We start from the raw sequence: 13,942 nt of genomic DNA, 5'->3' as shown, positions 1-13,942 counted from the left end.
TGCGAATGTTTAAAAGACAACCAAAAATTGAAGTTGTGCCTGAGAGTGAATATACAGACTACTCACATCGTTTTCAAGATGAATCGGATAATAGAAGCGAGTACGCAACTAAAGAAACATATATGATTGCAGCACTCGTTCCGACATCTGCAATATTAGGATTCATGGCATTTGATAAACCTACTCCAATCATAGAACAATCTACTCAAATGATTCCTGTTTCATCTACCCCTATTATCGAACCTACGGAAATCATGACTCCTATTTCACAATTGACTCAAACTCCTATTGCTTATAGTGATGCTAACATGATTCCTGTAAATGCGATTGGAGATGCTTCACTTGATGTTTTGACAACTGTTCTGGATCCAATTCTTCAATTAATGGTCACAATCTCATTTCCGATTGCATCTATTATGGTTGTTGGTTCAATGTTCTTTTTACTTTTTGGCAATGAAGAAAGAGCTATGAGCGGAGTTATGAAAGCAAGTTTGGGATTTTGTTTAATCCAGCTGTCGCCAATGTTACTTGGTATTTTAAAAACACTTGGAGAATCGGTTACTCCTCAATAAAATAGTTTGCATTAAAAAGAGGTTACTGAATGTCCAGTTACCTCTTAAGTGTTATTCGTCTTCAACTTCTTTGAGAGTGATGATTTCGTTAATGTCGTTTAAATCCAGAGTGTTTACGATTTTTTCTAAGTGTTCGATTGATAACCGATCAACGTAGCCCCTAGAAAGATTACTTACTGCGTTAGGTCTTAAACCTGCAATCTTTGCAAATTCACCTTGTGTCATCTTCTTTTCTTTTAGGATTTGTCCTAAAAGAATTTCAACTTTTTTCATCGTATTTATAAACTCCTTTCCTATACTCTTATTATAACACTTTATCGCATAAAGGTAAATAAAGATTTATCGCAAATACGATAAATAAATAGTTGACAGTTTAACGTATATGCGATAAAGTATTAATTAACAAAAGAAAATAAAGGAAATGGAGGGAAAAAGATGCTTTCAGTTAACTTAGAAATAAATTTGTCAGAAGACCATTTGGTAAAATTAGAAAAGTTTAAGTCCAATCGTTTGATTATGGCTAAGAAAATACAGGATGAAGAGACAATTGATACACTGGGGAAAGCCTCTCTAGAAGAAATTATCGGCTACTTTTTAACTTCAAAATTATGGTGAAGTAGGTTGGCGAATGCTTTATATGATAATAGAAATATAGAGCATCCCCCAATTTGTCAAAGGAAAAAGAAATCGAGCTTATACGAACTAGCATTCAAACTAAAATACAAACTATGGAGGAAATAAAAATGACACAACCAATCGTAGCAAAAGAAGCACAAACTTTCGTATCTTACACATTCACAGCAACTACAAGCCTTACACCAGAACAGGTTAAAAACTTCTTTAATTACATGACACTTGCTACTCATGAATTCAATCTGAAAAATGAATTTGGGGCTGAAACAGTTTTAAAAGAAGTTGAGCTTCATTTAAACGATGCTGAATGGATTGACGAAGAAAAGCAATGGGAAGATGAAGAAGCTGCACAATAAATAAACCAATTATTTCCATACATGTGTTACTATAGAATTCATAATAGAAGAAAATAGAAATGGAGAGATTATATGAAGAAAATATTAATATTTTCGTTAATTGTATTATTGGCAGCATGTGGAAATGATGAATCTGGAACAACTGAAAAAGAAGATGTAGAAGTAGTAGAAACAGAACAAGCAGAAGATACAGAAACTGTTGCAAAAGAGAGTGAGCATCCTTTCCCTACTGATACTAGTCCAAAAGGAGATGCTACTATTACTATTAACACTCCAGCAGGCGACTCATCCGAAGGAAATATTCCTGTGCTATTCGTTTCTAAAGGTGATAGCGTGATTCAGATTGGAATAAATTACGATAATTTTGACGGCAGCAAAGAAACGTTTGTCTATATAAATGACATGTTTGACACTACTGAGCAAGCAGGAGAGCGATATCAATCAGTGTTAAGTCTATCTGAAGATAACCTTACTCCTGGCGACTACACAGTAACAGCAGTTCAATTCACAGACAATGATCCATCTAATGAACCAATCAATTTAACAACAGCACAATTCAAAATAGAAGAAGCTAGTTAAACAGATGGTGCTCAAGAGAAAAAAGGGGAAATGTTAAAATGACAGAAGCTAAAAAAGTATTAAAAGAGGGTTCAAATAAAGTAACAGTAGTAGGAACATTAGTGGAGAAGAATCTTGAGGAAAAATCATATACAAATTCTCAAACTGGTGAAACAGTAGAGCAAATTGTAGGAACGATTAGTGTTCGTACAGGTGAAAATGAGGTACATCAAGTTCGACTTCGTTCAAATAAATTTAGTAAAAAAGGTAAAGTATATAGTTTGTATAAAGAGTATCTTAAAGTTCGTAATGAATATATTTCTCAAGCCGATGTCGCAGAAGCAGCACAAAATGGAATTGAATTAGTAGCAGATGTTGTATCAGTCAACGGAAAACTCCGTCCTTTTCAACAAATAAACGGAGTATCTATTAAACGAATAGAGGATAAAGAACAGCATTTTCAAGCAAATTTTGAAGCTAAAATAAAAATTGATAGAGCGCTTGTAGAGGTCGGTTCAGAAGGTGAGGTGACAATAGAAGCTGAAGTTATTGATAATAATCCATTTAATTTAACATTTCTATCTCCTATTGAAGCCGCAGAGTTCTTTTTAGAATATGATCTCAGAGGAAAGCTGAAAGTGGGAGGGGAAATACTAAGCAAAACTAAATGCAATAAGTATGTTGCAGAATTCTTGATAAATAATGGTGCTCTATTGTACGAAGATTAAGTCACAGCGAGTTAAAACTGAAGAAGTTCCAGCGTGTCGAAGTGGGCACATTTCAAAATAGCTTGAATCTTATACCTCTGCTAAATTAATATATAACAAAAAAAATTAAGAGAGCGATTATGCTCTCTTAATTAGTATTAATTTTAATGCATGGCGCGATCAACAATAGCCTCCATTATGGACTATGTTTCATTAAACTTATAACCCCTAGTGTTATAAAGTTTTCCACCATTCTTCAACGTTTTCTCTTTTCTTTTTATCCTCAACTGATGCTATTTCGCCGTTAATTTTTTTGCAAAGATCTAAAAAATCTACATACTCATTACTAAGTTTACAAAGTTTAGGAGAGTAAGTAACTCCGTATGCATATTTCACTTTACCATTACCATTACTATAATCCTTCACCCATGTGTTTGAATGTCTCGCTGGATCACCGTCCAATCCATACTTCAAAAGAATAGAACCCAGTTCACCAAATATATGCTTAATTGGTGCTTCTAATTCGGGTAATATCTTGTTACTTGATATGTAGTAAGAATTGTTATTTTCTTGCTCATGCCACCATAAATTTGGTTTATTTACATACTCCATAACTATATCATGGGTATTATCAATTAAAGTAATGGTTGTATCTTTAAGTTCTCTAGCCTTTTCATCACCAAGGTCCATTACTATATCTGAATGCTCTTTGATAGTTTTGAGAATCTGCTTATCATACCAATCTTTTACAAATGTCACTAGTTCATCAAGTATTTCAAGTTTCTTTTCTTCCATTTGTTTAACTACTTGTTGTTTTTGTAACTTCTTTTCATCTATCATAGTATCGAAATCCATAAGCCATTCCCCCTTATTATGACTCTATATTAACATAGAAAAGGAATTATTTCTCATTTCATTAGATTGGATATGCAAAATTCATAACCTTCAATCCGTTTAAAAGAGTTAGATATTGAGAGGTGGTTATAGATTAATATAGTACTTTAGAACGATTTTTAAAATTGGCACACCCTCTGAGAGATAGGTTTTCCCACCTTTAACACAGGTCAATTTTTTAGTCAAGAAAAACTTTTCAAATCTGGTTGGTTTTTTCGGGAAACGAGACTATAATAAAACTATGAGCCTATTTTTTTATCTATCTACTATACGAAAATATATAACCTTACATTACTAAACTTTTAAAAGGAGGTGAAAGTAAATGAGACCAAGTGACCAAAAGAAGAGAAATGAATTAGTCAGAAGTGAAATAACGGAGATAGCTGAACAAAATGGAATGAAATGGACATTCATAGCAAACAAGTTGAACATGGAACGCTCAAACTTCTCCAATTGGAGAAGAGGAATATTTGATTTCAGTATAGAGCGATTAAAGGAGCTTGAAAGATTTATGGAGCGTTATCAAGATTAAATAAAGGGGGAAGATGGTACATGCAGTTAACAGAGCTAAAAGATTTTTTCTATTGCTATTCACCAAGATTGAGACGTTTTTTTCATGAAAATAATGTGGGTTGGATTGAAAAAGGAATCAACAAAAATAGTGGTTATCCCTACTGGATATACATTAAAGATAACAAATTGAACGAAACTTTACAGAGATATGATTCGAAATAGTAAGACATTGCACATTAAAAACAAAATACTAATTTTAAGGATGGTTTTACATGAGGGTATCGGAAAAGGTAACAATTAAGGAAATTGAAAGTTGGAGTAGTGAAAATGTTGTTTTGATTAAAGCAGGAACAGGCGCTGGGAAAAGTTATTTTGTCAAAAACAACCTTTACGCAATTGCTAAAAGAGATAAAAAGAGAATACTAATGTTAATTCACAGAAGGAATTGTGTGGATCAATTCCAAATGGAAATAGAAGAGCTAAGTAAAACAGATGTAATTGACATTAGGACTTACCAGTCAATAGAAGCAGTTGAAAGAGGCGGAGTCATTTATGAACTTCGACAATATGATTACATTATTTGTGATGAATTCCATTACTTCATGGGTGATGCAGCCTTTAACAAGTATACTGATTTATCATTAAATGCAATCCTAGAGCAAACAAATGCAATTAAAATTTTCATGAGTGCAACAGGCGACAATATGAAGCACTATCTCAGCGATAGCAAACATAAGGGGCTAGCTACTATCAACTATGAGCTTCCATTAGATTTCAGCTTCATTAAACATCTGGAGTTCTTTTATAAAGATGCAACACTTGAAACTTACATTGAGGATGTTATTAAACATAACAAGAAAGCAATTTTCTTTATACAGTCAGCTACAAAGGCTTATGAGCTTCATAAGAAATATAAGGATCACTCTTTATTCAACTGTGGTAAAGGTGACAAGCATTATAAACACGTAGAGGAAGAAAAAATTAATGAACTACTGAAAAATGAACGATTTGAGGAACTCATTCTCTTTACAACATCTGTAATGGATGCAGGGGTAAATATTCACGATGATGAACTTAATCATATATTTGTTGATGTTGACGATACTGGGACGTTGATACAGTGCATTGGTCGTAAACGTTTGAAAGGTAAAGATGATTATATTGTTCTACATGTAAAAGCAATTGGTAAACAGCAGCTTGGAGGATTGGAAACGCAGAACAGAAAGAAAATGCAAATGGGTTACTACTTTAAAGAGCATGGTCAAAAGAAATTCGTTAGAGAGTACTATCGTGAAAATGATAAAAGTCATATTGTGTACGATGAACCAACAAAAGATGGCATAGAAAAGAAGCTGAATGAACTAATGTTTTTCAAAGTTGTGACCGATCTTATTGAAATCGAAAGAATGAAAGAAAATGGTTACATTCCTTATATGAAAGAGTTATTTGGAATTGAGGAGTATTCAGTATTTGAAGAGGATGAAAAGAAGGAATCTTTAGAGGTTTATCTTGATAAGATGGTCGGTAAGGTAATGCTTCAAGCAGAAGATAGAAATGAACTAGTTGAAGTATTAAATGTTCGAGATGGTAGGAACAACAGACTGCTAAGAGGGATTGAGACATTAAACGGTATGCTGAAAGAAAATAAGATTAATTATCTGATTGATCAGTTTGAGACAAGTAAAACAGTAGATGGAAAACGAAAAAAGTATAAGTCAGCTTGGAGAGTGAGACGATTATCGGATTGCTAGCCCCCCTAAAATGTATAAACCTCTATATAAGCTTTATACGAAATAAGGGGGCTAAAGAAAAAATAGAGATGTGAACAAACGCTTTAGCTTTTGTGAACAAAGGTTTTTATTGCAATTGATACTGGCATATCTTTTGCGCTTCTCAAAGTTTCACTAGCGTTCAACGTTTCGAATCGATTATTTTTTTTGATTTTATAGATTAAAAATGGGAACACTTATCTAGTTTCTATTATAAATGTTTATAAGTCAAAAATCAAGTATTAAATTTTATATTAACAAACTATTAAATTACACACAAAAAAGGGGAAATAACAATGACAAACAATAAACCGACTTATATCCGTAGTATAGAAGCTTCTTCAATTTTCAACCACATTGAGCGTGAAGAGCATATGCAAGTGAGCTACACTGGGATGATTCCTTTCTCTTTAGAGCTAATTCAATTGAGAAAGCAAAAGAGCTTTAAAGAATTCTCATCTAAACGTAACATAGATAAACTATTATCCGATTCGATAATAAACGTAAAGTTTCAATTTAAAGTGAATTCAGGACAAGAATTGATTGAAAAGTTGAATAAGAGCTTAAAGGAAAGAAAATCCGAATTAGAAAAGATAGATGAATCTGAAGAGAAACACGGTAAATTAACAACTACTATTGCTAATACAAAGCAATTTATTGAGCTTATTAAATCGGAAGCACATCTCAACAAGTGGAACGGAATGGGAATAGATGAATTACGAAGTCACTTTTACTCTAATGGATTTACTATTGTAGATGAAAAGGGGAAAAGTCAGAAGTACGTTGTATACAAGAGGTCTTCTGCAAAATCACGTACTGGAGAATGTTTATTTATCCGTGAAGACTTATATGAGGACATGATTTCATGGTCAAGACTAAATTTATCGTTTGAAAAAGGCTCTAAGATTGATTTAGCATCGTTGTTATCGTACGAAAGCCTGGTAGGTTCATCAATTATTGATACGATTCAAATTGATCCTAACTCTATATTGTTGATTGATGATGTGGATTCAGAATTTAAAAAGAACGTAAATTTAATTGCAACAGTTAATAGAAAATTAGAGTCAAATAGCGATGAGGTAACAATTAAAAATAGCATCTGGGATGGTGAATCGCTTTTAGATTCATCTTTCTACGATGATGGTGTGAGCATGTTATTATTACGCAATTCATTTTATAAAAGTGCAGCATTCAATACGAATATTCAAATGTTCTTACAAAACAATTGTCCAACAGGTCAAAAATATGATGAATGGTATTTAGAGGATATGTTCGGCAATAAAATACTCGCTAAAGAAGTACGAATGATTACTACACCTAACTCAGTGAAAATTTTAAAGTTTGCTAATGATGTTCAAATGACAAAAAATGAGATATATGAGCACTGGAAAACAAATATCGGTGAATGGGGAGTATGTAAGACTGAAAAGAAATCTAAGCGTGGAGAAGCTGAAAACGGAATGCCATTGCAACAGATGAGCTATCAAATGATAAATAGTCTACCAGCCACTAAAAAAGATATTTATGAACTAACTGCAATCGAAAGACAATATATTGATGAGCTTAAAAACAATGAAGAAGCATTCATTGAGCATTTAATCGAAACAAAAGACGACAGAAACGCTAATGAGATGTATATAGCTCTATATGAACACAATCCAGACATTGCGAAAACTCCTTTCTTTAAGGATTATAAAGCAACAAAAATCAATAAGTATGCACAAAGATTGAAAAAAGGAAAGGTGCGAGTAGTCGGTGACTATCTAGTCTTATTCGGTAACCCATATGAAATGTTATTGCATTCAATCGGCAAATTTGAAGTAAACAATGAAAAACCATATAGCTTAAAAGAGAATGAGGTTGTTTCTTCTTTGTTTAATGAAGGAGATGAATTAGTAGGCTTCAGAAATCCTCATTCAAGTGCTTCCAATGTTCTTATTGCGAAAAATGTTTCTAATAAATTGATAAGCAAATACTTTAATTTAAGTAAAAATGTTGTTGCGGTGAATAGTATCGGATTTGAACTTCAAGATTTGCTTTCGGGCAGCGATTATGACTCTGACACAATCTTTTGTTCAAATGATAAAACACTCCTACGACTTGCTAAAGAGTGCCAAAGCTACAATGTGTGTATTAATGGGGTAGGTGCTGATTCAACGGAATACGTGCTATCAAATGAAGATATGAGCGTAATTGATAGCAAATTATCACAGTCGCAATTCCTTATTGGCACGGTTGTGAATTTGGGACAATTAGCTAATTCAATTTATTGGGATTTATTATCTCAAAACAGAATTGAAGAAGCAAAAGAAGTAATGAAAAAGGTTGATATTGTAACAATTTTGAGTGGTTTAACAATCGATGCAGCTAAGAGGATGTACAAAACGAACGTTCGTAGTGAAATAGCGATCATTCAAAGCTTCTTACAACAATACATGCCATTAGATGAAGTTATTAATGCAGACGGCAAAAAGAAAACTACTGTATATAAGCCGATGTTCTTTAAGAATATAGATCAAAACGCAAGCGATGAAGACAAGAAGAAAGTAGTTAAATACAAATCATATATGACTCCTATGGACTTTTTAGGAGAAGTGATATCAGAGATACCTAGAGCAAAGAAAACGTCTGTAATCAGTACAGAGAGCCTTTTAGTTAAACATGACATCAGTAAAACGAATTATAATCAGTATTATAAACTAAGTGAAATTGCTGATGAGTTTATTGGTCAAATCAATGTGTTAAGTATGGGAGAGCGAAACGATGAAACATATCGTGAAACAGATGAGCTTGTGAAATTATTTCATGAGCGAATCAAAAAATTTAAGGTTAAACCAATAACGATGTATGCAATTTTATCAAAAATGCTATCAGAGGGAAGCAAGAAGACCAAAAAAGATGCGGATTTATCAGAGGTAAAAAACAGCAGACTATTAAATTCTCTTTATTTATCACAAAAAGAAATATTTATCAATAGTTTTATTTAAAAAGTTAAGAATTTTAATTAAAATAAACCTTTTTTAATCCTAATTTTCCCATCGTTTATTACTATAGTAATAGATTGCCTAGTGGAGAGAGTTGTCATAGCTCTCTTCCCCTTTTGATTTTATAGTTTATTTTAATAGTTTATTAATGATAATTTTACTTATCAAAAATATCGCCATAAAGAGGTTGAGTTACCTTTTCCTCTTTTGGCAACGCAAATTTAACTTTGTTAACTTGTGTAGATGTATTAGTTGTCTTCCAGTTCATTGTTTCGAAAGTTGCAATGAACACCTTTTAGTTTAAAAAAATAAATTTATTTAATAGTTAGGAGGAAAAATAATGAATAAAGAGGATCGCCTAGAGTTGTATTTTACAATGAAGAAAAAAGGTTTACGTTTACAGGATGTTGCACGTGAGATTGATGTATCTACATCTTTGTTGTCGCAATTTTTGAATTACAAATGCAACATGTCAATTTATAATGTAAAAAATTTAGAAGAATTTTTGAATAAAAAGGAGGAGGTATACTAATGGTATTACAACTGGGAACCCATATTAAAGACATTCATAATGTTTTAATTACAGATGAAACATTATTGAAATTGCTCTTTTACAAAGCAAAAAATATGAATGACGATGTTACGAAAACAGGAGCTAGACCAAACATTTTAGGTTCTAAAAGTCCTTTAGTGTCTGGTATTGGTGGAGCAAAAGAAATGAATGCTGCTGAAATTATTTCAGATGTGATTAAATCTACGCCAAAAACCAATGATTTGAACATGGAAAATGCAAAATGTAGAGTATGTCATTACCTTGAAAATACTGAGAAAATAGTCACTAACGGAAGCACCAGTTTTACAAATGCGTTTCAAAATTTAACTTTTGATGTGTATGTACATACTGACTATGATGCTAGTGATTTCAGAGCAACAAAAGTTGTAGATAGAATTTCAAATTTAATTCATAATAAAGCTATTACTGGTATAGGGAAAATGTCATTTGAAGGAATTGACCGTCTTGACGATGGATTAAAAGAAGGCTTTGAGGGGTATATCGGGTATCGAATGAAGTTTCGATTCATGCTACTTCTATAAAAAGGGGAAAAGAGAAATGGTTGAGCTAATGACACTATTAAAATACTACCAAGAACAAAAGAATGAGGGAAATAGAAGAGCTGGGCAAGATGCAGTATGGTCAATGCTATACACATCTGGCTTCACTCATCCAACATTAATTAAAGGCTTACAAAGGTTTTTTGCAAGCAATAAATCATTTGCTGATATTGAATCTAAAGGGAAATTCAGATTGTTTGAACTAGACGTTCAATTGGTACAGTACGGTGAACGAATATCTCATCCTGATGGTGGATATTTAACGTTTACTGAAGATAGTGATTTAAGAGAGCTTATTCTAAAAGCTGTAATTAATAAAACATTTGATTTCTTCAGTGTAGAGCAACATGGAAACATCACTGAAGATGTCATATCCAGAATCACTACTCTTTTGGATGAAAATCAAGAATTAGAGGAACTATTGTTTTTTAGTTATAGTGAAAGTATTGAAGATAACGTTATAAAAATTGGACATCGGATGATACCGGTTGATGAAGTCGAACATTTAATAACAAATAGCTCAAGAACTTTGAATAAAGGAAATAAGGATTTTCATTCTATAAATGGTGTGTACGATCATGAGCATGATTCCATCCAGTATGAAAAAAACATGAGCAATCACAGTAAATTAAACACTATTGTACATGAAATTTTGCATGGAATGATTGGTTATTCTAATATGAGATTTGATGAAATGTTCAAACGACACGATGGAGTTAATTCAGAAATAGAAGAGGAAATAGTCAGTACGCTTAGTAATGTAGCATCAATGATTATTTTAGATAATCCAAAGTTTATAAAGCAATTAAGTCAATTATTAGTGAATGATGAATTAGAAGCTCAAAATGTAGCAGACAGTCTTGCCAATGAAGTTTTAAAGGATCTTTATATAGAAATAAAAAAGCAAGATGGCAAGATGACAACAAAGAGAAATTAAAATAAGAGCTTAAAGGTTGGAAAAACAGAGTTATCTATTTAATTATAGATGGTTCTGTTTTTTTATGGATTGATTTATAGCAGGAGGAAAAGAAGATGTATGTATGGAGCGAGCGAACAGAAAACAGCGATAAAGGGAATAAAAACATTATCCCATCAAATTATTACTTATATGACTTTCATGAGGTGAAATTGCATGTTGAAAAGCCTTGTACGGTATTAGTAAATAGTGAAATTGTACATGTGAATAAAAATCTAAATGTTTATATCAATATTAACGACAAAGGACTACAAAACAATAAATTAGACAACTACACGTATGTAACAAGTGAAGGAAATGGATCTACCCATCTTAATAGTAGGCTAGGACAATTAATTATTGTGGAAAAAGAAGTTGATTATTATTGGACAGGCTTATTTCAATGAAGACCAACCAATTAAATTTAAAAGGGGAAGATAAAAATGGCAAACAAGAAAACTAAAACAAACATAAAAGAATTAGAGAAAACAATATATGATTTACAAGACCAAATTAAAAATTTGCATCTGGAATTGATGATAGAAAGAGCTTACAGAATTGACGACAATTTAAAAGCAATAAATGAAATGCTTTGATAGGAGTAATCATGGATAGATTAAAAAAACAATTAAAATTGACGTATTTGAATATTTGTTTACGAATTTACACTTACATTTACATGATGAAGAAAAAATAAAAGGTGGATGAGGTTAAATGGATAAGAGTGAACAGAATGAACTATTTGATCGTGTGGGTAAGATTTGTGTTGCTCAAGAATTGATAAGGGATTATCCAGACACTGTAAGATTGATGTTAAGTGATGTATTAATTATTGATGCGATAACTAATTTTCGTGAAGGTGTAGTAACTTATATTGGTTACAGTAAACACTTTGATATGGTTGAAGAAGGACATGAAACACCTTTGTATTACGCTTATGGCAATCTTGAAGGATTAATTGAGTTTAAGAGAATAAATAAAGAAAATGGGAGTCTTGGTGTGTCAACTAAAAATGAATAAATGAGTTGACATAAAGGTAAGAACAAGGATAGGGGTTGTTTATGTGGAAGAGACTAATAGCGTTAAAAATGATTTGAATGAGCTACAGAGGGCATTCTGTGAATACTATGTATCTAACGGATTCAATGCGACACAGGCAGCTAAAAGTGCAGGGTATAGTGAAAGAACAGCAGGAAGCCAGGGAAGCCGACTATTGAAGGAGGACAAAATTCAGAAATATATCGACATTCTTAAACAACAGGCTGCTAGTCATATTGATTTATCGAAAGAAGCATTATTGACTAAATTAAATGCTATGTTGTTGAATAGTCCTGAAGGAATCCAATTAAAAGCTATCGATCTTATTAATAAGATGAATGGTTACTATGCACCAGAGAAGCAAGAGGTTACTCACAACAAATATTCTGATTTAGAAAAGAAAGTTGAAGAGATGTCTGCTGAAGAGCTAGAAGTGTATATTCAATCAATGAATGATGATTCAGACGATAAGCCTAATCTTAAACGAGTGAAGTAAACGTTACATTAAAGGATGGATTGTGTAACAAATTGGTAGCCATGACTACTACTTTATAAACGTTGATATGAAGCCGTTTTGAAATATGTAATTATTACACAAACTTATTACATTTAATATTACATTAAAGCTTTACATTAAGTAACTTCTTTGATATGATGTATTTAACCAATACAAATCAGAGGAGTTGCTTCATATGAACGTACAGAAGATAGCATATGCGAGAGTATCAACAGAACAACAGGAGTTAGCTAGACAGTTAGATGCATTAGAAAAGTATGGATACGATAAGCTGATAACAGAAAAGTATACTGGTACTAAGAAGGATAGAGTAGGATTAAATCAGTTGTTGGACATTGTTAGAACAGGCGATACAGTTGTTGTTGAATCGATCAGTCGATTAGGTAGGAACACATTAGACATCCTAACAATCATTGATGATTTGAATAAGAGAGGTATCAACTTTGTTTCATTAAAGGAGAACATTGATTCATCTACTTCAACAGGTAAGGCTATGTTAGGAATGATAGCGGTTATATCTCAATTAGAACGTGACTTGATTGTTGACAGAACTAAAGAAGGAATGGCTTCAGCTAAAGCTAGAGGGGTTAGAATGGGAAGACCTTCATTAGATGAAGATAAGATTAAGACGGCTTTAAAGATGTATGATTCTAATGATTATAGTATCAAGGAGATAGTCCAACAGGTGGGCATATCACAAGGCAAACTATACAAGGAAATTAATAAGAGGAAAGTACAAAGCTAAATAGTATCAACCTTATGACTTCACAATTGTGAGGTCTTTTATTATGGAAATAAACAAAACAAAAAAGGGGAAATTAACATGACAACTAATGAGGTAAGACAATCAAAGGGTTACATATATAAGATAACGAACGATAAGAATGAGAAGGTATTCATTGGTTATAATTCATCTATTCCAATTGAATCGGTAATTAGTAGGGATAAATCTAATCTAAAGAATGGAACACAGAAGGATAAGTATCTGTATTGTGAAATGAGAGAGTTAGGCTTTGCTTCATTTAAATATGAAGTCATAATGCAATTCGATTGTTCAAATGGAAAAGATGAACTACTTAAATTTTATCGAATAGCATTACGTGAATATGATGCTTACAATGGTTACAATGTTCCAAGAGGAACAAGAACAGGTAAGCAAAAGAAAATTAAAAAGAAGAAGCTCAAACTAAATATGGATAGCAAATCATCAAACAGAATGCCACAACAAGAAATGATTGCTAAACTATTTGCAAGTTAATTATCTAAAGAAAATATCCATTTGAATGAGTTCGGAGACACATTGTGAGGGGGAGTGTTAAGACGACTCTAATCA

General features: G+C 32.3%; 19 protein-coding genes. 17 read left to right on the top strand and 2 right to left on the bottom strand.

Annotated elements, in window-relative coordinates:
- Window positions 1–5: 5 nt before the first annotated feature.
- A complete protein-coding gene (locus ACN6MX_RS11130) occupies window positions 6–572 on the top strand; it encodes a hypothetical protein (protein WP_419958992.1) in 567 nt (188 codons plus the stop codon).
- Window positions 573–623: 51 nt separating this feature from the next.
- On the opposite strand, the gene ACN6MX_RS11125 is transcribed toward ACN6MX_RS11130, so the two are convergent.
- The gene (locus ACN6MX_RS11125) at window positions 624–845 is read right to left on the bottom strand and encodes a helix-turn-helix domain-containing protein (protein ID WP_419958991.1); all 222 of its coding nucleotides are present in this window, start codon (window positions 843–845) and stop codon (window positions 624–626) included.
- Window positions 846–1,007: 162 nt separating this feature from the next.
- On the opposite strand from ACN6MX_RS11125, the gene ACN6MX_RS11120 reads away from it, so the two are divergent.
- From ACN6MX_RS11120 to ACN6MX_RS11105, 4 genes are all read left to right on the top strand, one after another.
- Window positions 1,008–1,187 carry a hypothetical protein gene (locus ACN6MX_RS11120; protein ID WP_419958990.1) on the top strand — a complete coding sequence of 60 codons (180 nt, stop codon included), beginning with the start codon at window positions 1,008–1,010 and terminating at the stop codon, window positions 1,185–1,187.
- A 128-nt stretch (window positions 1,188–1,315) separates the two neighbouring features.
- Window positions 1,316–1,561, top strand: a complete 246-nt coding sequence (locus ACN6MX_RS11115; protein ID WP_419958989.1) for a hypothetical protein — start codon at window positions 1,316–1,318, stop codon at window positions 1,559–1,561.
- A 72-nt stretch (window positions 1,562–1,633) separates the two neighbouring features.
- Complete coding sequence (locus ACN6MX_RS11110; protein ID WP_419958988.1) at window positions 1,634–2,140, top strand: hypothetical protein; 507 nt, start codon at window positions 1,634–1,636, stop codon at window positions 2,138–2,140.
- Between the two features lie 38 nt (window positions 2,141–2,178).
- Window positions 2,179–2,847: a hypothetical protein gene (locus tag ACN6MX_RS11105; RefSeq protein WP_419958987.1), complete on the top strand. Its 669-nt coding sequence runs from the start codon at window positions 2,179–2,181 to the stop codon at window positions 2,845–2,847.
- A gap of 213 nt (window positions 2,848–3,060) precedes the next feature.
- On the opposite strand, the gene ACN6MX_RS11100 is transcribed toward ACN6MX_RS11105, so the two are convergent.
- Entirely contained in the window at window positions 3,061–3,681 is a 621-nt protein-coding gene (locus ACN6MX_RS11100) for a hypothetical protein (protein WP_419958986.1), read from the bottom strand.
- Window positions 3,682–4,042: 361 nt separating this feature from the next.
- Between ACN6MX_RS11100 and ACN6MX_RS11095 the strand changes: the two genes are divergently transcribed.
- From ACN6MX_RS11095 to ACN6MX_RS11040, 12 genes are all read left to right on the top strand, one after another.
- Window positions 4,043–4,252, top strand: a complete 210-nt coding sequence (locus ACN6MX_RS11095) for a hypothetical protein (RefSeq protein ID WP_419958985.1) — start codon at window positions 4,043–4,045, stop codon at window positions 4,250–4,252.
- A 253-nt stretch (window positions 4,253–4,505) separates the two neighbouring features.
- Window positions 4,506–5,984, top strand: coding sequence for a DEAD/DEAH box helicase family protein (locus tag ACN6MX_RS11090; RefSeq protein WP_419958984.1), 1,479 nt, complete (start codon window positions 4,506–4,508; stop codon window positions 5,982–5,984).
- Window positions 5,985–6,298: 314 nt separating this feature from the next.
- The gene (locus ACN6MX_RS11085; RefSeq protein WP_419958983.1) at window positions 6,299–8,989 is read left to right on the top strand and encodes an RNA dependent RNA polymerase; all 2,691 of its coding nucleotides are present in this window, start codon (window positions 6,299–6,301) and stop codon (window positions 8,987–8,989) included.
- Window positions 8,990–9,326: 337 nt separating this feature from the next.
- The gene (locus tag ACN6MX_RS11080; RefSeq protein ID WP_419958982.1) at window positions 9,327–9,518 is read left to right on the top strand and encodes a helix-turn-helix domain-containing protein; all 192 of its coding nucleotides are present in this window, start codon (window positions 9,327–9,329) and stop codon (window positions 9,516–9,518) included.
- A complete protein-coding gene (locus tag ACN6MX_RS11075; protein ID WP_419958981.1) occupies window positions 9,518–10,081 on the top strand; it encodes a hypothetical protein in 564 nt (187 codons plus the stop codon). Before ACN6MX_RS11080 ends, ACN6MX_RS11075 begins: the two co-directional genes overlap by 1 nt.
- 16 nt (window positions 10,082–10,097) lie before the next feature.
- Window positions 10,098–11,036, top strand: a complete 939-nt coding sequence (locus tag ACN6MX_RS11070) for an ImmA/IrrE family metallo-endopeptidase (protein WP_419958980.1) — start codon at window positions 10,098–10,100, stop codon at window positions 11,034–11,036.
- Between the two features lie 95 nt (window positions 11,037–11,131).
- Complete coding sequence (locus ACN6MX_RS11065; RefSeq protein ID WP_419958979.1) at window positions 11,132–11,461, top strand: hypothetical protein; 330 nt, start codon at window positions 11,132–11,134, stop codon at window positions 11,459–11,461.
- A gap of 36 nt (window positions 11,462–11,497) precedes the next feature.
- Window positions 11,498–11,650 carry a hypothetical protein gene (locus ACN6MX_RS11060; protein WP_419958978.1) on the top strand — a complete coding sequence of 51 codons (153 nt, stop codon included), beginning with the start codon at window positions 11,498–11,500 and terminating at the stop codon, window positions 11,648–11,650.
- Between the two features lie 118 nt (window positions 11,651–11,768).
- Window positions 11,769–12,074 carry a hypothetical protein gene (locus tag ACN6MX_RS11055; RefSeq protein WP_419958977.1) on the top strand — a complete coding sequence of 102 codons (306 nt, stop codon included), beginning with the start codon at window positions 11,769–11,771 and terminating at the stop codon, window positions 12,072–12,074.
- A gap of 43 nt (window positions 12,075–12,117) precedes the next feature.
- Window positions 12,118–12,588, top strand: coding sequence for a terminase small subunit (locus ACN6MX_RS11050; protein ID WP_419958976.1), 471 nt, complete (start codon window positions 12,118–12,120; stop codon window positions 12,586–12,588).
- 196 nt (window positions 12,589–12,784) lie between these two features.
- Window positions 12,785–13,354, top strand: coding sequence for a recombinase family protein (locus ACN6MX_RS11045; RefSeq protein ID WP_419958975.1), 570 nt, complete (start codon window positions 12,785–12,787; stop codon window positions 13,352–13,354).
- Window positions 13,355–13,432: 78 nt separating this feature from the next.
- Complete coding sequence (locus ACN6MX_RS11040; protein ID WP_419958974.1) at window positions 13,433–13,867, top strand: hypothetical protein; 435 nt, start codon at window positions 13,433–13,435, stop codon at window positions 13,865–13,867.
- Window positions 13,868–13,942 lie beyond the last annotated feature (75 nt).

The organism is Psychrobacillus sp. BM2, assembly GCF_048572895.1.
Taxonomy (GTDB): Bacteria; Bacillota; Bacilli; order Bacillales_A; family Planococcaceae; genus Psychrobacillus.
The sequence above is the reverse complement of the archived record's forward strand: the minus strand, read 5'-3'. Positions and strand labels throughout refer to the sequence as shown.